Source organism: Neptunomonas phycophila, from assembly GCF_001922575.1.
In the GTDB taxonomy this organism is placed as follows: domain Bacteria; phylum Pseudomonadota; class Gammaproteobacteria; order Pseudomonadales; family Balneatricaceae; genus Neptunomonas; species Neptunomonas phycophila.
Map to the genome: position 1 here is coordinate 497,734 of NZ_MRCI01000001.1, position 22,798 is coordinate 520,531.

A 22,798-nucleotide genomic window follows, 5' to 3' on the forward strand; every position below is an offset into this window, starting at 1 on the left:
TTAAATAGCGCCACCACTCTCAATGCGCGTGCAATACGCGCGTTATGTGATGCAGAGCAATCCACATGCCTGTCTTATTTTGTATATAATGCACACCGTATTAATCGGCCAACGTCCGATTTAGTGTAGCGCTAACCCGTTTAAAGCGCAGTGTTTGAGGAAGAGGTGTGCTAGAACCCCTGCTAAAAATTGTCGACCTTTTTTGCGAACGTGATGAGCGCATCTTATTCGAGCAACTATCTTTTGACGTCCAAGCTGGGCAGCTAGTTCAAGTTGTTGGCCCTAACGGAAGTGGCAAAACCACCTTGCTTCGTATTTTAAGCGGCTTGTCGTCTTCTTATGAGGGGGAGTTGTTCTGGAAAGGAGACCCCATGGCTGATGTGCGGGAAGAGTTTGCCGCCTCTATGCTGTATTTTGGTCATCAGCCGGGGGTTAAAGGTGCTTTAACGCCGGAAGAGAATCTACGTTGGTACGCCGCTATTCACCCCAGTATTGATGAGCGGGATTTGCATCAAGCACTGAACAAAGTAGGGTTGGCAGGTTACGAAGATGTTCCATGCCACTCATTATCGGCAGGTCAAAATCGACGTGTGAGCTTAGCCCGTTTGTATATGACTCATGCGCCCTTGTGGATTTTAGATGAGCCGTTTACCGCAATTGATAAACGTGGGGTCGCTGAAAAAGAAGCGCTGCTTGCCCAGCATGTGGAGCAAGGGGGGAGCGTTATCTTGACGACGCATCATGATCTAAGTCACTCAGGTCCAGTAACACGCCTTAACCTTGAAGAGTATATGGGAACTTGATGACCAGTATGCACACTAATACCTCTGATGAGTCGCTGTGGCGGTTATTTAGCGCTGTTTTGAAGCGCGATTTGTTACTTAGCTTTCGTAAAAAGAGCGATCTAGTTAACCCGCTGATCTTTTTTTTGATGGTGGCTACTTTATTTCCTTTAGGCGTGAGCCCTCAACCTGCTGTGTTATCAGAGATAGCGCCGGGTATTGTATGGGTCGCGGCCTTGTTAGCAACTCTCTTATCTTTAGATAGCCTATTTCGTTCGGACTATGAAGATGGGACTTTAGAACAGGTGATTTTGAGCCCTCAACCCCTTATGGTTGTCTGTTTCTCAAAAGTCGTTGGGCATTGGATGACCACGGGATTGCCGCTCACGCTGATGTCTCCATTAATTGGCATGATGTTGTTTTTGCCAGCGCAAGGCATGCTAGGGCTGATGAGTAGTTTGTTAGTAGGGACATTTACATTGAGCTTAATTGGTGCGATTGGCGCAGGGCTTACGGTTGGTTTAAAGCGCGGTGGGGTCTTAATCTCTTTAGTCGTGTTGCCTCTTTATATACCAGTACTTATTTTTGGTACAGGCGTTGTGGAGGCAGCAGCGATGGGTGTGCCTTATGATGGATTTTTAGCCATTATGGGGGCCATGTTAGCGTTAGGTTGTGTGTTAGCGCCTGTGGCGATTAGCGCAGCGGTCAAAATTTCGGTGAGCGGTTAGGGTCTTTATATGGCGGGTAAAAAATGGATGCCTCGATGGTTTTATCAATTGGCATCGCCACGTTGGTGTTACGAGTTTACCGGTAAGTTGTTGCCTTGGTTTGCTGCCATAGCGGGGCTATGCCTGGTGGGTGGCGTTGTATGGTCGCTTATGTTTGCTCCTGCCGATTATCAGCAGGGTAACAGCTTTCGTATAATGTACATCCATGTCCCATCCGCTATCCTCGCACAGTCGTGTTATATGTTAATGGCGATAGCGGGTGCCATTGGTTTGATTTGGAAAATGAAGGTTGCCGATATGGTGGCGTATAGCTGTGCGCCTATTGGTGCCAGCATGGCTGTTATTGCTCTAGTCACAGGAGCCATTTGGGGTAAACCGACGTGGGGGTCTTGGTGGGTTTGGGATGCTCGACTTACCTCTATGCTTATTCTGCTGTTTCTTTATATGGGTGTTATGGCAATGCATGCCGCTATGGAAAGCGAGTCCATGGCCGCTAAAGCAGCGTCGGTGCTATCACTGGTTGGCTTGGTGAATATTCCTATCATCAAATATTCGGTTGATTGGTGGAACACCTTGCATCAACCTGCCACTTTCACTCTGACAGAAAAGCCTGCTATGCCGGCTGAAATGTGGATGCCTTTGTTGGTGATGGTGATTGGCTTTTATTGTTTTTTTGCTGTGTCGCTAATGATGCGGCTTCGTACCGAAATTCTTCGCCGCGAGCGGCGTGCTGGCTGGGTGCGTGAACTCATCGTAGCTGGCACTAGTGATAAGGGGTGATTGTGCAGTTTTCTACCTTTTCTGAGTTTATCAATATGGGCGGCCACGGCCTCTATGTTTGGTTGGCGTATGGTATCGCATTGGCGATTATTGCGGCGAATATACTAATGCCCATTCTTGCTCGTAAAGCTCTGATCAATAATCTGGTACGTCGTGCTCGTCGAGAAAAGCACCAAGCGAGTCGCCAAGAGAGTCAAAAACTATGAATGCGAAACGTAAAAAACGCTTAATCCTTGTGCTGTTTTTAGTATTTGGTGTGGCTGCTGCTGTCAGTTTGGCGCTGTATGCGTTGAATCAAAACATTAATTTATTTTATTCGCCAACTCAGATTAACGCTGGCGAAGCGCCCGAAGGTGCTCGTATACGCGCAGGAGGCATGGTGGTAGATGGGTCTGTAATACGGGATCAAAATAGTTTGCACGTTGCCTTTGAAATAACAGATTACGACAAAACGGTCCCTGTGGAGTTTACTGGGATCTTGCCTGATTTATTTCGCGAGGGGCAGGGGATAGTGGCTCAAGGTTCTATGGACGCTAACGGCGTTTTTCAGGCTGATGAAGTACTTGCCAAGCACGATGAAAACTACATGCCGCCCGAAGTGGCAGAAGCCCTAAAAGCATCGGGCAATATGCCAATGCCAGAAAAAGAGACGTACAACAAATGATCCCTGAAATTGGCCAATATGCGCTCGTTTTAGCGCTCACTTTATCTGTTTTCCTAGCGGTAGTGCCGTTATACGGTGTTTTTGTCGGCAATAGCTTGTGGATGAATTATGCGCGACCGCTAGCCAAGGGGTTGTTTCTCTTCTTACTGATCAGCATGGCTTGCTTGGTGTATAGCTTTTTGACGGATGACTTTTCGGTTGCCTATGTAGCCAACAACTCTAATAGCAAACTGCCTATCTATTACAAGTTTAGTGCTGTTTGGGGCGGTCACGAAGGCTCGTTGCTGTTGTGGATTCTGATATTGGCCGGGTGGACATACGCTGTTGCTGTAAAAAGTAAGGGCTTGCCGCTGGATATCGTGGCCCGTGTGTTATCGGTGATGGGCATGATTAGTGTCGGTTTTACGCTGTTTACCTTAGTCACTTCTAGCCCGTTTGAGCGCTTATTACCCAACACGCCTCTGGAAGGCGGTGACTTAAACCCTCTGCTTCAAGATATAGGCCTGATCATCCATCCGCCTATGTTATACATGGGTTATGTTGGTTTTTCTGTGGCCTTTGCTTTTGCTATCGCTGCGTTGATGAGCGGCCGTTTAGATGCGGCTTGGGCACGGTGGTCTCGTCCGTGGACCAATGTGGCATGGGCCTTCTTAACCTTAGGGATTGCGCTAGGGAGTTGGTGGGCGTATTACGAACTCGGCTGGGGAGGCTGGTGGTTTTGGGACCCAGTAGAAAATGCGTCATTTATGCCGTGGCTTGTGGGAACGGCGTTAGTCCACAGCTTGGCAGTTACCGAAAAGCGTGGGGTCTTTAAAAGCTGGACGGTATTACTTGCTATTTTTGCCTTTTCATTAAGTCTGCTGGGTACTTTTTTGGTGCGCTCGGGTGTGCTCACCTCTGTGCATGCGTTTGCCACTGATCCAGAGCGTGGCTACTTTGTATTGGCGCTCTTGGCTATCACGATTGGTGGATCATTCTTATTGTATGCCATTAAAGCGGCTCACGTTAAAAGTGAGTCCAGCTTTGAGTGGTTATCCCGTGAAACCTTTTTGCTGCTCAATAACGTTGTGCTGGTGGTGATCTGTTTAATGGTATTACTGGGAACCTTGTACCCATTGGTGATGGATGCCTTGGGGCTGGGTAAAATCTCGGTAGGGCCTCCTTACTTTAATGCCATGTTTGTTCCGTTAACATCTATATTGGCCGTCTTGCTGGGCATAGGTTCTTTGGCGCGCTGGAAAAAAACTGAATCACGTTATTTGGTGCAGCAGTTGTGGTTACCAGCGGTTATCGCTGTCATCAGTGGGTTTGCTATCACGTACTGGGTGTATGCAGGCTTGGATGTCACAACCATTGTGGGTATTACCTTAGCTGTTTGGGTTTTGCTTTCGGTATTACGCGATGTGCTGAATAAAGTGATGACTAAAATCCGTGCAGGCTCCGCTCCTTTTAGTGGCTTAACTCGCCTTTCGCGAAGCTATTACGCTATGACTTTAGCGCATTTAGGGCTAGCGGTTTCTATTGTGGGGGTGTGTTTAGTTTCTGTGTACAGTGAAGAGCGCGATTTACGTATGGCGCCTGGCGATACTTTAGAGTTTGCGGACTACACCTTTATATTTGAAGGATCACGCAAAGTCCAAGGCCCTAATTTTATTGCGGATCAGGGTGTGTTACGAGTGCTTAAGTCGGGTGAACCGTACATTACCATGCACCCTGAAAAACGAGTGTATCAAGCACGTGGAAATATGATGACCGAAGCCGATATTGATGCGGGCTTATTCCGGGATTTGTATGTAGCGCTTGGCGAGCCATTAACCGACGGTGCTTGGGCCGTGCGGATTCAGCACAAACCTTTTGTGCGTTGGATTTGGTTAGGTGCACTAATGATGACAGCCGGTGGCTTGTTGTCCGCAACCGACCCTCGTTATCGTAAACAATTGATGCGTAAGCTAGTACCTGCCTGAGGCTCTTATGAAACGTTTATTTTTATTTATTCCTTTGGTTGTTTTTATCGCACTCGGCGCTCTGTTCTGGAAAGGTCTCACGTTAGACCCCACTGAGCTACCAACGGCTTTGCTGAATAAACCGGTCCCCGCCTTTTCACTACCGGCGCTTGCCGCTGAAGATGGCTTACTCACCCAAGAGAGCCTCAAAGGGAAGCCGGCACTGCTTAACGTGTGGGCGACATGGTGCCCAACCTGTAAAGAAGAGCATGCTCAACTGAACAAAATAGCACGTGAAGAGGGCGTCACTATTTATGGGATTAACTACAAAGACGAAAGAGCTGCCGCGAATGACTGGTTAGCTCGCTACTCAAATCCGTATGTGCTCAATATCTATGATGAGGCAGGTAGCCTAGGGCTTGATTTAGGTGTGTACGGCGCCCCAGAAACATATGTGCTGGATGCGAATGGCATTATTCGTTATCGGCATGTGGGTGCGGTAGATCAGGCGGTGTGGGAGCAGCTACGTAGCATTATGAAACAGGTTAGCGAGCCGTCTCAGCAGGAGGGCGCAGGCTAATGCGTGCTTTAATACTCATCCTGTTAAGTGCTTTTGCTTTACCTGCATTAGCCGCCATTGATACCTATGAATTTACCGATGATGCCGCACGCGAGCGCTTTCAAGAGTTAACGGCTGAGCTGCGTTGCCCAAAGTGTCAAAACCAAAATTTAGCTGATTCAAACTCGCCAATAGCGCAAGACCTACGCCGAGAGGTTTATCGTATGGTCGAAGCTGGCGATAGCGACCAAACCATTGTCGATTTTATGGTTGCTCGTTATGGCGAATTTGTTTTGTATCGGCCGCGCCTCACAGGCTATACCTGGATTTTATGGTATGGCCCCTTTGTATTGTTGGGCCTCGGTGTCATTGTGGTGCTCATCCTTGGTCGTCGTAAAAAACTAAGTAAAGCGGGCGCTCAAGCGTTCGATGCAGATAATTCAGCGCCAAACACAAAGGCAGCTACTGACCACAATGCGCGGTTAGGCGCGTTACTTAAAAGTACTGATAACAGCGATCGCGCTGGCAAACAATCTGATCAGCCAGTTAATAAGGAAACACCATGATTCAGCTATGGGCTGGTATAGCGTTACTGACATTGTTAGCTTTGGCTTTTATTTTTCTTCCGTTTGCAAAAACACGAAAACAGCATGAAGCGGCCATTGATCGTACAGAAGAAAATATCCACATTTTTAAAGAGCGCTTGGCTGAATTAGAAGCTGAGCGTGATGCCGGCACGCTTCAGCCAGCGGCATTCGATGAATTAAAGTTAGAACTCGAAAAAAACTTACTAGAAGACGCTGAAGGCCAACCTAGTTCAGTCAATGCCGAATCCACCACGGTTGTTGGTAAACCGCAATTAATGGCAGTGATGCTAATTGCCATCTTAATCCCAGTCATGGGTTTAGGTTTGTATCATCAATACGGCAATGCTGATTTAGTGGAGCTAACGCTGAATCGTCAAGATCAGCCGTTTGCTAAAGAGGGTCGTCAACCAACAGTGGAAGAGGTTGTTGGTCTGTTAGAAGCTGAACTGGCTAAAAAGCCCGACAATGCAGAGGGCTGGTACGTGCTGGCGACCACCTATATGAATATGGGTGAGTTTACTAAGGCGACTGAGGCCTTCCAAAAAGTATTGTTGATACTGCCAAGCGAATCGCCGCAGTATCCGTTAGTTATGGGGCAGTATGCACAAGCATTGTACTTTGTGAATGGCGATGTAACAGATGAAGTTCGTCAGCAAATTGAACTCACCTTAGAGCGCGAGCCAAATGAAGTAACTGCGTTGGGCTTGAGTGGAATTGACCAGTACTCCCAAGGTAATTTTAACCAAGCCATCAGTGTTTGGAGAAAAGCATTAGAATTTGCGGAACCAGAAGCGGCAGAATCAATCAAAAACGGAATACGTAGTGCATTAACCAGTTTGGAAGAGGCCGGAGAACCCTTGCCAGATGTTCCAGAACTGGTCGATGTCGCACTACCGCTAACGGTATCAATCTCGTCTGAGTTGTTAGCACAGTTATCGCCAGATCAGCCGGTCTTTATCTTTGCACGGGCTGTCGGTGGTAAAATACCTGTTGCTGCTGCGCGTTTTACAGTCAAAGATTTGCCAATAACGATTAGCTTAGATGATTCTATGGCCATGACACCGCAAATGCGATTGTCATCTCAGAGTGAAGTTGAAGTGGGAGCCCGTATCTCGATGAGCGGCCAACCACAGGCTTCACCCGGCGATTTAGCGTCACCCTTACTAACCGTTACCGTAGCGGAACAGGAAGAACCGCTTAACTTACTTATTGATCACGTTGTTCAGTGAGAAGGATCGGTTTATAGTAACGATAATAAACGCTTAACATTGCTGGGGATTGTTTTTACATCATGGATATCGGCTTAAGAGAATGGCTTATCATCGGCGGGGTGTTGGTGATCGGACTGATTATCTTTGATGGTTGGCGTCGCGTACGCGGTCAACGCGACACCTTGAAGATCGATATAGACGGTAAATTCACCGAAGGTGCTGACTTTGGTGAAGACGGGCATCATAATCCTGAGCTACCTAACGGTGGTGCACGTCTTAAACCTCATGAGCATTCGCCGCCGTCTTCTGAGCAGCCTGCTTATAACAGCCGCCAAGATTACGCACCTGCGCCGGCTCGGCCGGCACAGCACGCTAAGGTGGCTGATAACCCAACGGCGTATAACAAGACTACAGCGTCGGATAATGTTGATTCGCACGCCTTGGATCTTGGGATTAGTGCGCATCAAGATTCGCCGCTTTCAGCTCCTGACTTTTCACAACCGGCAGATGACCCCTACGTTGCTGAAGCTTATGACGTGCCCGCATCAGAACCTGAGCCAGTTAAAGAACCTAAACCAGAGCCGTTAGTCGCATCCAATGCGTCAGAAAAAAGCCAACAAGCGGCAGTGGACTACCAGCCAGCCGTTGAGTCAGCAGGCCTAGCTGATAATGCGCAAGAGTCCATCGAAGCGGTGACTAGCTCATCGGACGATTATTCAGATATCGCATCAGATAATGATGAAGACATTCATGAACTAGACCCACTGTTTGATGATATTCCTGAGATTGTCTCGCGACCGCGTCCTGCGGCCAGCTCTGCGCCGGATGTTGAGCCAGAATTTACCGCGATAGACGACGTGAGTGAACCGCATCAAGTACCGACATCGGACATCATTCATCAAGACTTGAAAGATCCAGTGGTTGCGGCGGCAATAAACGCTGAAGAAACGACAGATATTGATCCGTTAACCTTGGAACAGCATGATGCCAATGCTTATGGCTCTTATAAGGTTCACACGCCTGAACAAATGCATGATGAAGCTGAAACTGAAGCTTTGGAAGACCCCCCAACATCAGAAGCAGAAGTGGCTAACGAGCGCAGCGATGAGAAGAGCGAAGCGGATATTGATCTAGAACAGCCCGTCACTGTGCTCATGCGTCAGTTTACCGCTGAGCGTGAAGAGGCGCGTATCCAACAAGAAATGTTTGATATGCCAGAGCCAGAGCCTGCACACACCAGTGTAAAAGATAGTGGGCAAGGCAATGCAAAAGAAAGTGCCGTGAGCCAGTTGGCCGCAAAAGCGCAAGCGGTTGCGTCGGCGCTGAGTTCGGCCAAACGTAAGCAAGCAGCGCCGGAACAACAGTCTCAACTACAGCCTCCACCACAGCCTCAACCACAGTCAGAGCCTGAGTGGGAGCAAGAAGAACCTGTTGAAACAGCACCGCTCACACCTCAGCCAGAGCCTAAAAAGGTGGTTGCGCAAGAGCCAGCCCTGCCAGCCGAAGTACCAGAGCAAGACTCGTTGTTTGATGATCCGCTCATAGAAGGAGCGCATGTTGACCGTAAAGCGCGCGAGCATCCACCGGAGCCGGATGAGGTGCTGGTGATTACCGTAGTAGGCAAAGAACAACCGCTTAACGGCAAGCAGCTGCTTAAATTGGTCCTAGCTTGTGAGATGCGTCATGGAGATATGGACTTATTCCACCGCTTTGAAGATGGCATCGATAAAGGGGCTGTGCAGTTCAGTATGGCTAATGCGGTTAACCCGGGTACCTTCCAGCTCGAAACTATGGCGGATATGGAAACGCGTGGCGTGAGCTTTTTTATGTCCATGAGCGAACCCGAAGACCCGAAGAATGCCTTTGAATGTATGCTGGCGACAGCCGAAACGGTGGCCGCCCACTTAGATGGCGACCTGTTGGATGAGAACCACTCAGTGATGGGCTCTCAAACCAAAATGCATTACCGAGAACGTATACGCGAGCATGAAATGCATAAGCGCATCCGTCGCGGTCGATAAATAAGGGCGTAAGCCCTTTTTTATTGCGTCTTTCTCTGCCTTATTTGTCCGTTTTACGATAGTTTATGCTGTCTTTGAATAACTGAAATGCCTAAGCCCATGCCTACCGAAACACCAGTCGATACCGCTTTACTTAATGAGCTTCACCAATTACGCGAAACGCTTGAACAGCACAGCTATAAATATTATGTGTTGGATGAGCCAAGTATTCCTGATGCGGAATATGACCGCCTGTTTAATCGTTTGAAAGCGATCGAGGCTGATTATCCCGAGTTGATCACTAGTGATTCTCCTACACAGCGTGTGGGGAGTGCTCCCGTTGCTGGTTTTGAATCAGTGCGGCATGAAATCCCTATGCTCTCGCTGGATAATGCGTTTTCTGAAGAAGACTTAAGTGAGTTTGACCGTCGTGTGCGTGATCGCTTGGGTGATACCGCTCTAGTCACCTATGCCTGTGAGCCAAAGTTAGATGGTATTGCTATCAGTTTGATGTACGAAAAAGGCGTGTTAGTTCGCGGTTTGACGCGGGGCGATGGCGCAACCGGAGAAGATATCACACACAATGTTCGCACCGTACAGTCTATACCTCTTAAGCTGATGGGGAAGGTTCCCGATCGGTTAGAAGTCCGTGGTGAAATCTACTTACCCAAAGCCGGCTTTGCGACCATTAATGAACGAGCGAAAGCCAAAGGTGAAAAGCTATTTGTTAACCCGCGTAATGCGGCCGCAGGCAGTTTGCGCCAATTGGATGCGCGTATCACAGCAACCCGACCACTAGAAATGTGTTGTTATGGCATTGGTGTTGTTGAAAACACGCCAGATGATAAGGACAACCACGCTGTGCTTATGCCAGATAATCACTTCGACGTGATGCATCAGTTACAAGCGTGGGGGTTCAAAATCAACAAGCACTTGGAGAAAGCGGAAGGGGCCGTTGGTTGCCATGATTACTACCAACGTATGGCTGAGTTGCGCAACTCGCTGCCTTACGAAATTGATGGCTTGGTTTTTAAAGTGAATAACTATGGGCTGCAGCAAAAACTCGGGTTTGTTTCGCGCTTCCCGCGTTGGGCGATTGCCCATAAATTCCCAGCGCAAGAAGAAATAACCCAAATAGAAAATATAGAGTTCCAAGTGGGTCGCACGGGGGCCGTTACTCCCGTGGCGCGTTTAACGCCTGTGTTTGTTGGGGGGGTTACGGTGAGTAACGCGACCTTGCATAACATGGATGAAATTGAACGCTTGGGTGTGCAAGTTAAAGATTGGGTTATTATTCGTCGCGCCGGTGATGTGATTCCACAGATCGTTAGTGTTGTGACCGAAAAGCGTCCAGCGGATGCGCAGCCTATTGTGATTCCTGCGCATTGCCCAGTGTGTGGCGCGGATGTTGAGCGTGTTGAGGGCGAGGCGGTATCACGGTGTAGTGGCGGAGTTAGTTGTTCGGCACAGCGCAAAGAAGCATTACGCCATTATGCCTCACGTAAAGCATTAGATATCGAAGGCTTTGGTGAAAAGTTGATTGATGTTCTGGTTGATAAAAAACTGCTGAACTCGATTGCGGATATTTATCGCCTTACCCATAACGAAATAGCCACGCAAGACCGCATGGGCGATAAGTCGGCTACTAATGTGTTAGCCGCCATCGAGCAAAGTAAAGCGACCACATTAGCACGCTTTATTTACGCATTAGGTATTCGGGAAGTGGGTGAAGCTACCGCGCGTAATCTGGCAAAAGCATTCGGTTTGCTTGATGAGGTCATGAACGCCAGCCAAGAGCAGCTTATTGCTGTCCCGGATGTAGGGGAAATCGTTGCGCATCACATTGAAACGTTTTTCCAGCAGCCGCATAACTGCGAAGTTATTCGAGCACTGCGTGATGCTGGTGTTCACTGGCCCGAAGAGGCGCCCGTGAGTGAGGAGTCACTACCGTTGAATGGTAAAACCTACGTGCTAACCGGAACATTAGAGCAACTAACGCGTGACCAAGCCAAAGAGGCGCTTCAAGCACTAGGCGCTAAAGTGTCGGGCTCTGTCTCTAAAAAAACGGATTGCGTAGTAGCAGGTCCAGGTGCTGGCAGTAAATTAGCCAAAGCAGAATCGCTATCGATTCCTGTCTTAGATGAGCAAGGCTTAATCGATTTACTAGCTGAGCATGGGGTAACCTTGTGATTATTCCGGCAGAAGCGCTATCACCTGATACGCTGAATGCGTTAATCGAAGAGTTTGTCACGCGCGATGGCACCGACTATGGTGATCATGAAACTGACTTGGCCACCAAAGTGTCGCAAGTTAAGGCCTTGCTGGCGCGTAAAGAGGTCGTGATTATTTTTAACGAAGCGACTGAGCAAGCGGGTATTGTCCATAAAGATCAAATTAACCAGCTTTAAGCCCAGCGTTCTAAGTGTGCTCCGGTAATAATCAGCCGGAGTAAGTCACTGCGTGTCACTATCCCTACTAATTGCTCATCGTTATTAAAAATAGGCACCGCATTGATATGGTGCTCAACCAATGCATGGGCAATTAAGCTGGCTTCAGTATCGGGTGATGCGGCGATCATTTGCTGGCTGTAAAAATTTGCAATACTAACGGGTGAGTTTTTCCCGTGCTCACGTACATCGCTACGTGAGATAATGCCAACGGGCTTATTGTCGGCATCGACTGTGATTAAATGGCCAACTCCCAAAACCTCCATCCTGTCCCAGGTTGCTTGGAAGGTGGTTTCTCTTGGAATGGTGTGGACGGGTTGAGACATTATTTGCTCGGCAGTAATGCCGCGTGGCCGTTCTTGAATACCGGCGGGTTTTTCATACACGATATCCTTTGGCGGTGGGCGAGAGCGTGCATGATTTTCGGCTTCTAAAAGGTGAGTGAAATTTTCGCCGTCAGCATCAACTCGGCGTTCTCGGCCAGCGGCATCGTGCGCCGCTTTTGCTTGGGTTAACCCATCAATACCTTGCGCCGGGAATTGAGACTCCACCGGCGTTTGTATCCGGTATCCAGCATCAATAATAATTAACGACATGGTGACTCCTGTTCTGTTTTACGGGGAGTGCTTTATTCAATCTACATATATAGAGTCGTTATCGGCCAATCTTGTTCCGTATCAAGTCTTTAATAATGAATCGAGCTGGATGCAGCGCATCAGTCATGGGCTTGTGTATAGGTAATGGTTCGCCTGTTATCAAACAAGCCAGGTATTCGGCGCACAAGGGTGCGGTGATTAATCCTTTTGATCCATGCCCCATAGAAAGGTAAAGATTAGGTTGTAAGGGGGCGGGTGATTCTTCAAAGGGCCATTTCCGATCATTGCGTAACTTGTTGTAACGGCTTACATAGGCATCAAAATCAGGTGCAGGCCCTGCAATAGGCATATAGTCCGGTGTTGCACAACGAAACCCGACTTTAGCGTGCCACTGAGTAGTCGGCGGTAAGCTCTCTGCTAGCTTAGGTGCCATTTTGCTCAGTGTATTGAGGTTGTAATCGTGATCTTCTGGGCGCACTTCATCGGTAACCTTGTGTAGGTCAAAGGTTGCACCAAAATAAAGATTATTTTCGACAGTAGGGCAGCAGTACCCGTCGCCACATATAATCGTGTTTAGCGAGTGTTTAGTATCACTCGTTGTCTCTTGATCATTGTCTGAGGCCTGCGGAGCGACGGGTGCAGAAGAGACCTGACCGCGAATAGGTTTGAGGGGTAATTGGCTTAGCGGCGTTAAGGTTTTGGCATCATGCGCATTGGCAACCACAACGGCGTCTGCTGTTAACTCGCCCTGATGGCTGATGATTTGCCAGCGCTGAGCGTCTGTTGTTGCACCTGTCGGGCAGGGCCGTAAATTGAGCTCTGTCACCTTAGCATGGGTGGTTAAGGTAATTAATGGGTGATCAATGAGCGCTTCACACAAGGCTTTAGGGTAAACCCAGCCAGCGCGAGGAAAAAACAGCCCCGAATGCGGGATAGCTGTGTTGGCAATGCGCGATGCTTCTTCGGCTGTCACCGCTTTTACAACCGCTTGGCTCAACGCATTGTTAGCTAATAGCTGTTGTTGACGTTGGGCTTCTTTTTCTGAGGTTGCTAATTGCAGTAACCCGCACTGGTCTGCTCGCTTACCGTCCAGTAGATGATGAATCTTTAGCAGCCTTAATGTGTACTCCAAGCCCGTTAGGTGCAGTTCGCCGCTGAGTGTGGGGTCAACAGGCAGTTTGGCGTACAAGGCTCCTTGTCGGTTTCCGGACGCTTGTTGGCAAATCTCATCACCTTGTTCTAATAAGGTGACACGTACCCCACGGCGGGCGAGGGCTTCGGCTGTGGTGCAGCCTGCTAACCCAGCGCCAATAATAACGACGTGCTCGGGGGCTTTAGCAGGGCTGGGTAATGTAAACCAAGGGGTTGGCAAGCGTGGTGGTTTTGGCGTGGGTTGCGGAACATCGTTAACCCACGGGTGTTCGGTATTAAAAGGCAAGGTTGAATGCCCTACAAAGTAGCCTTTTTGCATATCACGTTTGGTGCCATGCCCTGTGGCCCGTTCTACTAAAAAGCCTTCTTGTTGGAGGCCTCGCCTAACCGTACCGGCAATGGTAAACGTCGAGAAATGAGTGGCTAGTGCTAGCTCTTCGTTGGTGTGGCTTAATCGGCTGATGGCCGCGAACAAATCAGGGCTCCACATCGCTGGGTTTTTAGCAGGGGCAAACCCATCTAAGAACCACGCATCTACTCGGTTGTGCTGTGGGCTGAGTTGCTCAAAGCTTTGGGTGGCATCACCTAAACACAGAGTCAGGTAGCAGCGGCCGTTATTTAAAATAAAACGGTGCATGCCTTTAATCGCTGGTGGGTATTGGTCAAGTAATTGCTGTGTGTAGGCTGCAAACGCCGGAAAACTCGTTAATGCGTGCTCTAGGTCGGCATGCGTTAGAGGAAACAGCTCGGTAGACAAAAAGTAAAGCCGCTGCGTGGCTTGCTTGTGGCAGCGATCAATCAATGCCAATAAGCAAAATAGATTAGTACCCGTACCAAAGCCTGTTTCGCCAACCGATAAAAAATGGTGCTTGAATAGACCTGTATCAAGCCGTGCTGGCAGGTTGTTGCCTTTGATAAACACGTGTTCGGTTTCTGCCGTGTTATCATGCTCGTTAAAATAGATGTCATCAAAGGTTTCTGAGCGGGGCTTACCATTGGGCCAAATTAACTGGGCGTTACGCGGTTGCATGGGTGGTCGGTTCCGAAACTTAGGTAAAATGATGACTTACTCTACGATTCAATAATACATTGAAAGTAAAGCAAGATAGGGTCTGTCGCTATTATACCCAATGTAATAAGATACAGGCGCTAATTAGGATATTAAAGGGAGTCGCGTTGTGCGATTAATAGTTAAGCGCAGTGCACAGCTCGTTGGCATTGCAATGACAGGTTTATTAACAGTTGGCTGCGCGTCGCAGCAAGCTAACAGTGGCTACACAGCTGCATCTCTCTCTCAGCCGATACAGTATCTACCGGCCGAATTTTCCCAAACGCTTTCGACTGCACTTAGCGGTTCAAGCCAGTTCTTTGCGGCCAGCCCATACGGGGATCAGGTCACTATCGAGTTTCAATCACCTTATTTTGCCGCTAGCGGCGCTACGTGTCGCCAGTTAGTTGTGAGCAATCAAGCGAGCAGCGTTAAATTGGCCTGCACGCATAATGGAACTCAATGGTATTCGGCTCGCTCGCTAGTGGCGGGTTCAACACTTTAAATCGATAAGCCTAATCAACACACGCGGGTTAGGCTGTACAGGTTATCTAGATGTTAAACAGAACAACACTCGTTTTAGCTGGTTTTTTATCTCTCATCTCGGCATCGGCAAACGCTTTAACGATTAATACAGGCACTGGCGGGTTGGATGCTTCCCAGCAAGCACAATCTATTGATGAACCCGTCAATGACATGCCAAATACCAATTGGCGTACAGGCACTTACGGGCCACAACACAATACAATGCCACAAGGCTTTGATACAACGGTACTGCCTTATGGTACTCAGCTCTTTACTGGGGGCTTTAGAGGCACCCGTTCGGATGGCTTTAATCCAGATTATAAAGTAGCCCCGGGTGATTTAATCACGCTGCGTTTATGGGGCGCCGTAGAAATTGAACGAGCATTACCGGTCGATGCTAAGGGTTATATTTTTATCCCTACCGTTGGCCCTGTTTCTGTACAAGGCACATCGTTGCAAGCACTCAACAGCCGCGTAAAAGCAGCGGTATTAACCGTGTACCCTGAAAACGTGAATGTGTACACCAACTTGCAAGGCACTCAACCGGTTGCTGTATTCGTGACAGGCCAAGTCGAAAACCCAGGCCGTTACGCTGGTACGCCGAATGATTCGGTGCTCTACTTTTTGGATCAAGCAGGCGGTATTGATGATCAATTAGGTAGCTTTAGACAAGTGCGTGTATTGCGAAACGGTAAAACTATCGCAACGGTTGATCTCTATAGCTTCTTAAAAAATGGCGTTATGCCGCGTGTACAATTTCGTGATGGCGACACCGTTGTTGTTGATCAGCGCCAATCCGCCGTATTAGTCAGCGGTGAGGTAGAGCGTGACTATTTATACGAGCTAAACCTTTCGGAAACCGATGGCGGCCACCTATTGCGTTATGCACCCACCAAACCGGGTATTACGCATGTCCTAGTACGTGGTATCCGTGGTGAAGGCTTATTTTCTAAGTACTACACGCTAAATGAATTTAAAACAGCCCAGTTAAATGACGGTGACGAAGTCTTATTCAGCGCGGACCGCCGTGAAGACACCATCGTGGTACAAGTTGAAGGTAGCTACTATGGCCCTTCACGTTATGCGATTCCTAACGATGCCACACTCACCAGCTTGCTGGATAACATTAGCGTGCCGCAACACCTCACAGAAACGCGCAGCATCTCAATACGCCGCGAAAGTGTAGCTGAGCGTCAGCGCCAATCATTGATGGAAAGCTTGCGCCGCTTAGAAACCACCTACCTAGGTGCTTCGTCTTCTACTCCTGAAGAAGCCGAAATTCGTGTAAAAGAAGCCGAACTTATCAGCCAGTTTATCGAGAAAGCCTCAAAAGCTGAGCCTACTGGCCGCATGGTGGTTGCCAACAACGGCAAGATAGCTGACATTCGCCTGCAAGACGGAGACATCATCACTATCCCCGAAGCCACAGACTCTTTGCTAGTGAGTGGTGAAGTACTCATACCACAAGCGGTTGTCTATACACCAGGCGACAACGTAAACGATTACGTAGAGCGCTCGGGTGGTTTTACGCAACACGCGGATGATGAAAATATCCTAGTAGTGCGCCTCAATGGAGAAGTATTAAAAGCAAGCGATGCGCGCCTACAGCCGGGTGATGAGATATTAGTATTGCCGCATGTACCTACTAAAAACCTACAGCTAGCAACCAGCCTCACACAAATTGTTTATCAATTAGCCATAGCCACAAAAGTAGCGCTGGATTTGTAAGATGAGTGTGACTTCACATAAACCACGCACCTCTTGGCAAGTGACGAGAAGTGTGTGGTATGCCTTGTTTATGCGAGAAACTATTTCCAGAACAACGGCCGATAGGTTTGGTTGGTTTTGGATGATAGCCGAGCCTATGGCAATGGTTGGATTAATGGTTGCCATAAGATCGTTATTGATGGGTGGAGATCGGTTTATACCAGGAGCGGATTTTGTTCCTTGGCTCATTGTAGGTCTGCTAGGTTTTTTTGTTTTTCGTGAAGGAATGATGCGCTCGTTAGGTGCTATTGAGGCAAATAGGGGCTTATTCTCCTATCGACAAGTCCTTCCCGTAGATCCTGTTATTGCAAGATGTTTAGTGGAGGGAATGATTAAAACCTTCATACTGATAATTTTTATTGTTGGGGGTGTCTTGTTCGGCGTTGATTTATTTCCAGATGATCCGTTAACAGCAATAGTCGATTGGCTTTCTTTATGGTCTTTAGGCTTTGGTGCGGGTTTGGTTTTCTCTGTTGTTTCATGTTTAGTGCCAGAGGTTGCTATTTTAGTTCGAATCAGTTTGTTGCCGTTGATGATAGTATCAGGAGTAATACTGCCGCTTAATTTTTTACCTCATCCTGTTTTAGAAATCGTGCTTTATTTGCCTATAGTGCATGGCCTTGAAAACTTACGATCAGCGTTTTTTTCGGGTTATCACCCTCTTCAAGGTGCAAGCGAGTTTTACTTATGGTTTTGGGCGCTTGCTCTTATCGTGCTGGGGCTGGCAATGCATATTCATAATGAAGCAAAGTTGAAAGCCTTATGATTGAAATACGCAATTTATCAAAACGTTATCGAAATCACCAAGGCTCTAAGTGGGTATTAAAAGACGTCAATATAACAATTCCCACAGGAGTTAGTGTCGGATTAATCGGCAGGAATGGGGCAGGTAAATCAACACTGCTTAAGCTCATTGGTGGAATGGATGAGCCTGACAAAGGTGAAGTAATTCGGCATAGCAGAGTTTCTTGGCCCATTGGTTTGACTGGAGGTTTTCAAGGCTCCATGACGGGGCGTCAGAATGTGAAAGTTGTGGCTCGTATTCACGGTGATGGAGAGCGGGTACACGAAATAATAGAAAAAGTGGAAAAGTTTGCCGAGATAGGGGAGTCATTTGATGAGCCAGTAAAAACGTACTCCTCAGGTATGAGAGCTAGGCTAGCTTTTGGCTTATCCCTTGCCTTTGATTTTGATGTGTACCTTTCTGATGAAGCAACTGCTGTTGGTGATCAAATATTTAGAAAGAAAGCGGTAAAAGCATTTAAACAGCGGGTCGGTGAATCAAGCTTGATAATCGTATCTCACGGCGAGGGTATTCTTAAACAGCTTTGCCAAGCAGGCATTTTATTAAAAAATGGATCCGCTTTTTGGTATGACGATATACACGAGGCACTTGCTGAATATCATCAAGAAATGAAGTGAGTTTATTGGCAGTGTTTTTTATGTAGGGAATTGAAATGTTTAGTGTGCTATTTAAAAAGAGTAACCGAATATGGCTTTTTGCTTTTGGAGTCATAATCATTGTTGCAGCTTATTGGTCTGTATTAGCAAGCAATAGATATGTGTCTGAAGCGAATATCGTATTAGAAAGCCCTCAACTAGCCATGCCTTCATTGGATATCTCTTCTATACTCAATGGGGGAGGAAGCAACGGAGATATGTTGCTTTTGAGGGATTATTTACTGTCAGTTGATATGCTTAAAGAGCTTGATGCGGCAGTAGATTTTCGAGAGCATTATTCGAATAGCGATGCTGATTTATTAACGCGCTTATCTAATGCTGATGCGCCAATGGAAGAGCTGCATGAATACTTTTTGAAAAGGGTGTCAGTCGAGTTAGATTCATATGCAAATATTTTGCGTGTGCAAGTGGAAGCATTTTCCCCTGAAAAAGCACATGAAATAGCCACCGTTCTCTTAGCAAAAGGTGAGGCCCATATGAATTTAATGGGCCAGCGTTTAGCGGAAGAGCAAGTCAAATTTTTAGAAGTCCAAGTAGAAGACCTCGTTGGAAAATTTGACGCAGCGCGTCAAGAGTTATTGGACTACCAAAATAAAAACGGATTGGTTTCCCCAACCGGCACTGTAGAAAGTATCAATGCCGTAGTATCGGGTTTAGAGGGACAATTATCTAGCTTGCAAGCGCGGCGCAAACTACTGTTAAGCTTTCAGAGCGTCCGCTCTCCAGAAATTATTCGTATTGAAAGCGAAATTAAAGCCCTATCTTCTCAAATTGATCAAGAACAAGCGCGTATGGCGACCCAGTCGGGGGCCGCACTTAACCAGTTATCCTCCGAGTACCAAACTCTAGAGTTAAAGGCGCAATTTGCTCAAGAGAGTTATTCTTCCGCATTGTCTGCTCTACAAGCGACCCGAATAGAAGCGGCGAGAAAGCTAAAGCAAGTCTCTATATTGCAAAGCCCTACCCTGCCTGAATACCCTCAGCGTCCCCAGCGCTTATATAATATTGCTGTGTTTGCTGTGGTAACCTTATTTATTACATTAATTATCAATATGTTAATTATGATTGTTCGCGATCACCGAGATTAAGAAGGTAATATTATGAGTAAGACATTTTTAGTAACAGGTGGAGCGGGATTTATTGGTTCGGCAGTGGTGCGCGAGCTAATAGAAAATTCGGATCATCGTGTCATTAATGTAGATAAATTAACTTATGCCGGTAATTTGGAGTCACTTTCCATAGTCGAAGGCGATGCGCGTTATACTTTTGTGCAGGCAGATATTTGTGATAAATCAGCTATGGACGAGGTAATGCAGCAATATCAACCGGATATTATTATGCACCTCGCAGCGGAAAGCCATGTCGATCGTTCTATTGATGGCCCGGGTGAGTTTATTCAAACAAATGTCGTTGGAACCTATACGCTTTTGGAAAGCGCGCGTAAGTATTGGGCAGCGTTGAAAGTGGCTGATGCAGAAAAGGCGAAAGCTTTTCGTTTTCATCACATTTCAACAGATGAGGTATACGGTGATTTGCATGGGGTAGATGATTTATTCACAGAAACAACATCTTACGAACCAAGCTCTCCGTATTCAGCAAGTAAAGCAAGCTCCGATCATCTTGTTAGAGCGTGGCAGCGAACATTTGGTCTGCCTACGTTAGTCACCAATTGCTCTAATAATTATGGCCCTTACCACTTCCCTGAAAAACTAATCCCGTTAATGATTTTGAATGCGCTAGCCGGTAAAGCATTACCAGTATATGGCGATGGTAAACAAATCAGAGATTGGTTGTATGTAGAAGACCACGCACGCGCACTTATTTTAGTAGCGCAACAAGGTGAAGTGGGTGATACCTATAACATTGGCGGGCATAACGAAAAACAAAATATTGAAGTTGTACACACGCTATGTGAGTTACTTGATGAGTTGCGTCCAGCGCCTGCCAACACCGCCGTTAGTGTCAATACCTATAAAGACTTAATCACGTATGTAACGGACCGACCTGGGCATGATGTGCGCTACGCAATTGATGCCAGCAAAATAGAAAAAGAGCTAGGTTGGGTACCAGAAGAGACCTTTGAAACAGGTCTGAGAAAAACGGTTGAATGGTATTTGGATAATGAGTCTTGGTGGAAACGCGTTTTAGATGGCAGCTACCAAGGTGAGCGATTAGGAACAGCTTCATGAAGATACTAGTAACGGGTTCAACGGGCCAAGTTGGCTTTGAATTGTTACGTGCGCTGAGTCCGTTGGGCCAAATAATTGCGCCAACACGGCAGGAATTGGATTTAGGTGATTTAGCAGCTGTTGGTACGTACTTAAAAGAACAATCGCCGGATATGATCATCAATGCAGCGGCATGGACCGCGGTGGATGCCGCCGAAGATCAGCAAGACATGGCTTTTTGCTTAAACGCTGATTTACCAAGGGTATTGGCTCGTTATACGAACAAGCATGATACTTGGCTTATTCATTACTCATCTGATTATGTCTATCCAGGTACGGGAACAACGCCATGGATAGAAACAGACTCAACTGGGCCTTTATCAGTTTACGGAAAAAGTAAGCTAGCGGGTGATTCTGCTATACAAGAAGAGACAAGCCGCTATCTTATTTTTAGGACCAGTTGGGTTTACAGTGCGCGTGGCAACAACTTCATGAAAACCATGCTGCGTTTGGGGGCTGAGAGAGAATCGTTAAATATTGTGGGTGACCAAGTGGGCGCACCAACCCCGGCAAGGCTAATTGCTCAACTAACTTTTATGGCTGTTTGTAAAATTCATAGCAAAGAAACAGTTACATCAGGTGTTTTTCATTTGGCACCGAAAGGCCAGACAAACTGGCACGCATTTGCTTGTGCAATATTCACATTGGCCAAAGAGCATGGCCATGCTTTAGCTGTAGATGTAGAAAAAGTTAATGCGATTGAAACGGTAGATTACCCAACGCCAGCCGCGCGTCCTCTTAATTCTCGTATGGATGTAGCAGCAATAGAACAGTTATTAGCGATAAATATGCCGGACTGGGAAAGCCAGCTGGAATTAACTTTAAAAGAATACCTGAACTAAGGAGAAAAAATTATGGCACGTAAAGGCATTATTTTAGCCGGTGGATCAGGTACGAGGCTGCACCCTATAACGCGTGGTGTTTCCAAACAATTGTTACCTATTTATGATAAACCCATGATTTTCTATCCTGTTTCAGTACTGATGCTGGCAGGTATAAAAGAAATACTCATTATTTCAACACCAGAAGATCTGCCTCAGTACAAAAAACTGATGGGCACAGGGGAAGAATACGGTGTTAGCTTTAGCTATGCAGTGCAGCCATCACCAGACGGCTTGGCGCAAGCCTTTATTATAGGCGAGGAGTTTATAGGCAAAGATCCTGTGTGCCTTGTTCTAGGCGACAATATTTTTCATGGGCAACATTTTTCTGACCAGCTCAAACGCGCCGCATCTCACGACAACGGTGCAACAGTATTTGGATATTTAGTGAAAGACCCCGAGCGTTTTGGCGTAGTGGAGTTTGATGAAACTGGTACTGCCATTTCAATCGAAGAAAAGCCTGAAAAACCAAAATCTGCTTATGCTGTTACTGGTTTGTATTTTTATGATAACGATGTTGTAGAAATTGCTAAATCAGTAAAGCCATCTGAACGCGGAGAGGTAGAGATTACCGCGGTTAATAACGCTTACTTAGAACGTGGTGATTTAAGGGTAGAGCGTTTAGGGCGTGGGTTTGCTTGGTTAGACACGGGCACGCATGATAGCTTGCTAGAAGCATCGCAATACGTGCAAACGATAGAACACCGTCAGGGCCTTAAAGTTGCCTGCTTAGAGGAGATTGCTTGGCGCCAAGACTGGATCACTGATGAGCAACTGATAGCAAGCGGTAATGCACTGAAAAAAACCAGTTATGGCCAATACTTGCTCAAATTAGTTGAAGAAAACTGAGGCTTGTTGAATGGATTACAAGAAATTAGCAATTCCCGATGTTGTGTTGATGACACCAAAAGTATTTGGTGATGAGCGTGGCTTCTTTTTAGAAACATTTCGTCAGAGCGAATTTGAAAAGCATTGTGGGCAATACTCCTTTGTGCAAGATAACCACAGTAAGTCGTCACAGGGGATTTTGCGCGGTTTGCATTATCAACTGGAAAAGCCGCAAGGTAAGCTGGTTCGAGTCACCCGAGGTGAAGTGTTTGATGTGGCTGTCGATATGCGTTCAAACTCTCCAACATTTGGGCAATGGGTAGGGGAGTATTTAAGTGAAGAAAATAAACGGATGTTATGGGTACCGCCGGGCTTCGCTCATGGCTTTTATGTAACCAGCGAAGAGGCTGAATTCCAATATAAATGTACAGATTATTATAATCCTGGTGATGAATACTCATTATTATGGAAAGATGAAACGTTAAATATAAAATGGCCACTGATTAGTAAAAGCCCACAGCTGTCAGAGAAAGATATGCTTGGCTTAACGTTTGATAAAGCTCCATCGTTTTAGAGCGCTGGTATTCGCTAATTTAAAAAATATAAGTAAT

23 protein-coding genes are annotated in these 22,798 nt (G+C 47.0%); 21 read left to right on the plus strand and 2 right to left on the minus strand.

The window, feature by feature from the left end; translation table 11 throughout:
* The first annotated feature begins 167 nt into the window (after positions 1-167).
* The 12 genes from ccmA (at position 168) to BS617_RS02340 (ending at position 11,662) form a co-directional block, all read left to right on the plus strand.
* A complete protein-coding gene (ccmA, locus tag BS617_RS02285) occupies positions 168-803 on the plus strand; it encodes a cytochrome c biogenesis heme-transporting ATPase CcmA (RefSeq protein WP_075171294.1) in 636 nt (211 codons plus the stop codon).
* 8 nt (positions 804-811) lie between these two features.
* The gene (gene ccmB, locus BS617_RS02290; protein WP_139303177.1) at positions 812-1,510 is read left to right on the plus strand and encodes a heme exporter protein CcmB; all 699 of its coding nucleotides are present in this window, start codon (positions 812-814) and stop codon (positions 1,508-1,510) included.
* 9 nt (positions 1,511-1,519) lie between these two features.
* Entirely contained in the window at positions 1,520-2,290 is a 771-nt protein-coding gene (locus BS617_RS02295) for a heme ABC transporter permease (RefSeq protein WP_083609902.1), read from the plus strand.
* A gap of 2 nt (positions 2,291-2,292) precedes the next feature.
* Positions 2,293-2,496 (plus strand): heme exporter protein CcmD, encoded by a 204-nt coding sequence (ccmD, locus tag BS617_RS02300; protein WP_075171296.1) that lies wholly within the window; start codon positions 2,293-2,295, stop codon positions 2,494-2,496.
* Positions 2,493-2,954: a cytochrome c maturation protein CcmE gene (gene ccmE / locus BS617_RS02305; RefSeq protein WP_075171297.1), complete on the plus strand. Its 462-nt coding sequence runs from the start codon at positions 2,493-2,495 to the stop codon at positions 2,952-2,954. The genes ccmD and ccmE overlap by 4 nt, the downstream gene beginning before the upstream one ends.
* A complete protein-coding gene (locus tag BS617_RS02310; protein ID WP_075171298.1) occupies positions 2,951-4,918 on the plus strand; it encodes a heme lyase CcmF/NrfE family subunit in 1,968 nt (655 codons plus the stop codon). The genes ccmE and BS617_RS02310 overlap by 4 nt, the downstream gene beginning before the upstream one ends.
* Positions 4,919-4,925: 7 nt before the next feature.
* Positions 4,926-5,477 carry a DsbE family thiol:disulfide interchange protein gene (locus tag BS617_RS02315; protein WP_075171299.1) on the plus strand — a complete coding sequence of 184 codons (552 nt, stop codon included), beginning with the start codon at positions 4,926-4,928 and terminating at the stop codon, positions 5,475-5,477.
* Entirely contained in the window at positions 5,477-6,022 is a 546-nt protein-coding gene (locus tag BS617_RS02320; RefSeq protein ID WP_075171300.1) for a cytochrome c-type biogenesis protein, read from the plus strand. Before BS617_RS02315 ends, BS617_RS02320 begins: the two co-directional genes overlap by 1 nt.
* Positions 6,019-7,272, plus strand: a complete 1,254-nt coding sequence (gene ccmI, locus BS617_RS02325) for a c-type cytochrome biogenesis protein CcmI (RefSeq protein ID WP_075171301.1) — start codon at positions 6,019-6,021, stop codon at positions 7,270-7,272. The genes BS617_RS02320 and ccmI overlap by 4 nt, the downstream gene beginning before the upstream one ends.
* Positions 7,273-7,334: 62 nt before the next feature.
* Positions 7,335-9,275 (plus strand): cell division protein ZipA, encoded by a 1,941-nt coding sequence (zipA, locus tag BS617_RS02330; protein WP_075171302.1) that lies wholly within the window; start codon positions 7,335-7,337, stop codon positions 9,273-9,275.
* A 99-nt stretch (positions 9,276-9,374) separates the two neighbouring features.
* Positions 9,375-11,444 carry an NAD-dependent DNA ligase LigA gene (gene ligA / locus BS617_RS02335; RefSeq protein ID WP_075173400.1) on the plus strand — a complete coding sequence of 690 codons (2,070 nt, stop codon included), beginning with the start codon at positions 9,375-9,377 and terminating at the stop codon, positions 11,442-11,444.
* Positions 11,441-11,662, plus strand: coding sequence for a YheU family protein (locus BS617_RS02340; protein WP_075171303.1), 222 nt, complete (start codon positions 11,441-11,443; stop codon positions 11,660-11,662). Before ligA ends, BS617_RS02340 begins: the two co-directional genes overlap by 4 nt.
* On the opposite strand, the gene BS617_RS02345 is transcribed toward BS617_RS02340, so the two are convergent.
* Positions 11,659-12,297, minus strand: coding sequence for a CBS domain-containing protein (locus tag BS617_RS02345; RefSeq protein ID WP_075171304.1), 639 nt, complete (start codon positions 12,295-12,297; stop codon positions 11,659-11,661). The two genes, BS617_RS02340 and BS617_RS02345, sit on opposite strands and share 4 nt — an antisense overlap.
* A 58-nt stretch (positions 12,298-12,355) precedes the next feature.
* Entirely contained in the window at positions 12,356-14,479 is a 2,124-nt protein-coding gene (mnmC, locus tag BS617_RS02350) for a bifunctional tRNA (5-methylaminomethyl-2-thiouridine)(34)-methyltransferase MnmC2/FAD-dependent 5-carboxymethylaminomethyl-2-thiouridine(34) oxidoreductase MnmC1 (RefSeq protein WP_075171305.1), read from the minus strand.
* 148 nt (positions 14,480-14,627) lie between these two features.
* Between mnmC and BS617_RS02355 the strand changes: the two genes are divergently transcribed.
* Genes BS617_RS02355 through rfbC form a run of 9 tightly spaced genes read left to right on the plus strand, consistent with a single transcriptional unit; the run spans position 14,628 to position 22,761 of the window.
* Complete coding sequence (locus tag BS617_RS02355) at positions 14,628-15,002, plus strand: RT0821/Lpp0805 family surface protein (RefSeq protein WP_075171306.1); 375 nt, start codon at positions 14,628-14,630, stop codon at positions 15,000-15,002.
* Positions 15,003-15,052: 50 nt separating this feature from the next.
* Positions 15,053-16,750: a polysaccharide biosynthesis/export family protein gene (locus tag BS617_RS02360; RefSeq protein WP_075171307.1), complete on the plus strand. Its 1,698-nt coding sequence runs from the start codon at positions 15,053-15,055 to the stop codon at positions 16,748-16,750.
* A 1-nt stretch (position 16,751) separates the two neighbouring features.
* Positions 16,752-17,555, plus strand: coding sequence for an ABC transporter permease (locus tag BS617_RS02365; RefSeq protein WP_075171308.1), 804 nt, complete (start codon positions 16,752-16,754; stop codon positions 17,553-17,555).
* Complete coding sequence (locus BS617_RS02370; protein ID WP_075171309.1) at positions 17,552-18,211, plus strand: ABC transporter ATP-binding protein; 660 nt, start codon at positions 17,552-17,554, stop codon at positions 18,209-18,211. Before BS617_RS02365 ends, BS617_RS02370 begins: the two co-directional genes overlap by 4 nt.
* A gap of 35 nt (positions 18,212-18,246) precedes the next feature.
* Positions 18,247-19,338: a KpsE/RkpR family capsule polysaccharide export protein gene (locus BS617_RS02375; RefSeq protein WP_075171310.1), complete on the plus strand. Its 1,092-nt coding sequence runs from the start codon at positions 18,247-18,249 to the stop codon at positions 19,336-19,338.
* A gap of 12 nt (positions 19,339-19,350) precedes the next feature.
* Complete coding sequence (gene rfbB, locus BS617_RS02380) at positions 19,351-20,439, plus strand: dTDP-glucose 4,6-dehydratase (RefSeq protein ID WP_075171311.1); 1,089 nt, start codon at positions 19,351-19,353, stop codon at positions 20,437-20,439.
* Entirely contained in the window at positions 20,436-21,320 is an 885-nt protein-coding gene (gene rfbD / locus BS617_RS02385; protein WP_075171312.1) for a dTDP-4-dehydrorhamnose reductase, read from the plus strand. Before rfbB ends, rfbD begins: the two co-directional genes overlap by 4 nt.
* Before the next feature lie 12 nt (positions 21,321-21,332).
* Positions 21,333-22,208, plus strand: coding sequence for a glucose-1-phosphate thymidylyltransferase RfbA (gene rfbA, locus BS617_RS02390; protein ID WP_075171313.1), 876 nt, complete (start codon positions 21,333-21,335; stop codon positions 22,206-22,208).
* 10 nt (positions 22,209-22,218) lie between these two features.
* On the plus strand, positions 22,219-22,761 hold the full coding sequence (gene rfbC, locus BS617_RS02395) for a dTDP-4-dehydrorhamnose 3,5-epimerase (RefSeq protein WP_075171314.1): 543 nt from the start codon (positions 22,219-22,221) through the stop codon (positions 22,759-22,761).
* The last annotated feature ends 37 nt before the right edge of the window (positions 22,762-22,798 follow it).

Excerpts from the sequence above, each read along its gene's own strand:
- ccmB (WP_139303177.1), top strand. The coding sequence starts at position 812 with ATGCACACTAATACCTCTGATGAGTCGCTGTGGCGGTTATTTAGCGCT.
- BS617_RS02295 (WP_083609902.1), top strand. The coding sequence starts at position 1,520 with ATGGCGGGTAAAAAATGGATGCCTCGATGGTTTTATCAATTGGCATCG.
- ccmE (WP_075171297.1), top strand. The coding sequence starts at position 2,493 with ATGAATGCGAAACGTAAAAAACGCTTAATCCTTGTGCTGTTTTTAGTA.
- BS617_RS02310 (WP_075171298.1), top strand. The coding sequence starts at position 2,951 with ATGATCCCTGAAATTGGCCAATATGCGCTCGTTTTAGCGCTCACTTTA.
- BS617_RS02315 (WP_075171299.1), top strand. The coding sequence starts at position 4,926 with ATGAAACGTTTATTTTTATTTATTCCTTTGGTTGTTTTTATCGCACTC.
- BS617_RS02320 (WP_075171300.1), top strand. The coding sequence starts at position 5,477 with ATGCGTGCTTTAATACTCATCCTGTTAAGTGCTTTTGCTTTACCTGCA.
- ccmI (WP_075171301.1), top strand. The coding sequence starts at position 6,019 with ATGATTCAGCTATGGGCTGGTATAGCGTTACTGACATTGTTAGCTTTG.
- zipA (WP_075171302.1), top strand. The coding sequence starts at position 7,335 with ATGGATATCGGCTTAAGAGAATGGCTTATCATCGGCGGGGTGTTGGTG.
- ligA (WP_075173400.1), top strand. The coding sequence starts at position 9,375 with ATGCCTACCGAAACACCAGTCGATACCGCTTTACTTAATGAGCTTCAC.
- BS617_RS02345 (WP_075171304.1), bottom strand. The coding sequence starts at position 12,297 with ATGTCGTTAATTATTATTGATGCTGGATACCGGATACAAACGCCGGTG.
- mnmC (WP_075171305.1), bottom strand. The coding sequence starts at position 14,479 with ATGCAACCGCGTAACGCCCAGTTAATTTGGCCCAATGGTAAGCCCCGC.
- BS617_RS02360 (WP_075171307.1), top strand. The coding sequence starts at position 15,053 with ATGTTAAACAGAACAACACTCGTTTTAGCTGGTTTTTTATCTCTCATC.
- BS617_RS02365 (WP_075171308.1), top strand. The coding sequence starts at position 16,752 with ATGAGTGTGACTTCACATAAACCACGCACCTCTTGGCAAGTGACGAGA.
- BS617_RS02370 (WP_075171309.1), top strand. The coding sequence starts at position 17,552 with ATGATTGAAATACGCAATTTATCAAAACGTTATCGAAATCACCAAGGC.
- BS617_RS02375 (WP_075171310.1), top strand. The coding sequence starts at position 18,247 with ATGTTTAGTGTGCTATTTAAAAAGAGTAACCGAATATGGCTTTTTGCT.
- rfbB (WP_075171311.1), top strand. The coding sequence starts at position 19,351 with ATGAGTAAGACATTTTTAGTAACAGGTGGAGCGGGATTTATTGGTTCG.
- rfbD (WP_075171312.1), top strand. The coding sequence starts at position 20,436 with ATGAAGATACTAGTAACGGGTTCAACGGGCCAAGTTGGCTTTGAATTG.
- rfbA (WP_075171313.1), top strand. The coding sequence starts at position 21,333 with ATGGCACGTAAAGGCATTATTTTAGCCGGTGGATCAGGTACGAGGCTG.
- rfbC (WP_075171314.1), top strand. The coding sequence starts at position 22,219 with ATGGATTACAAGAAATTAGCAATTCCCGATGTTGTGTTGATGACACCA.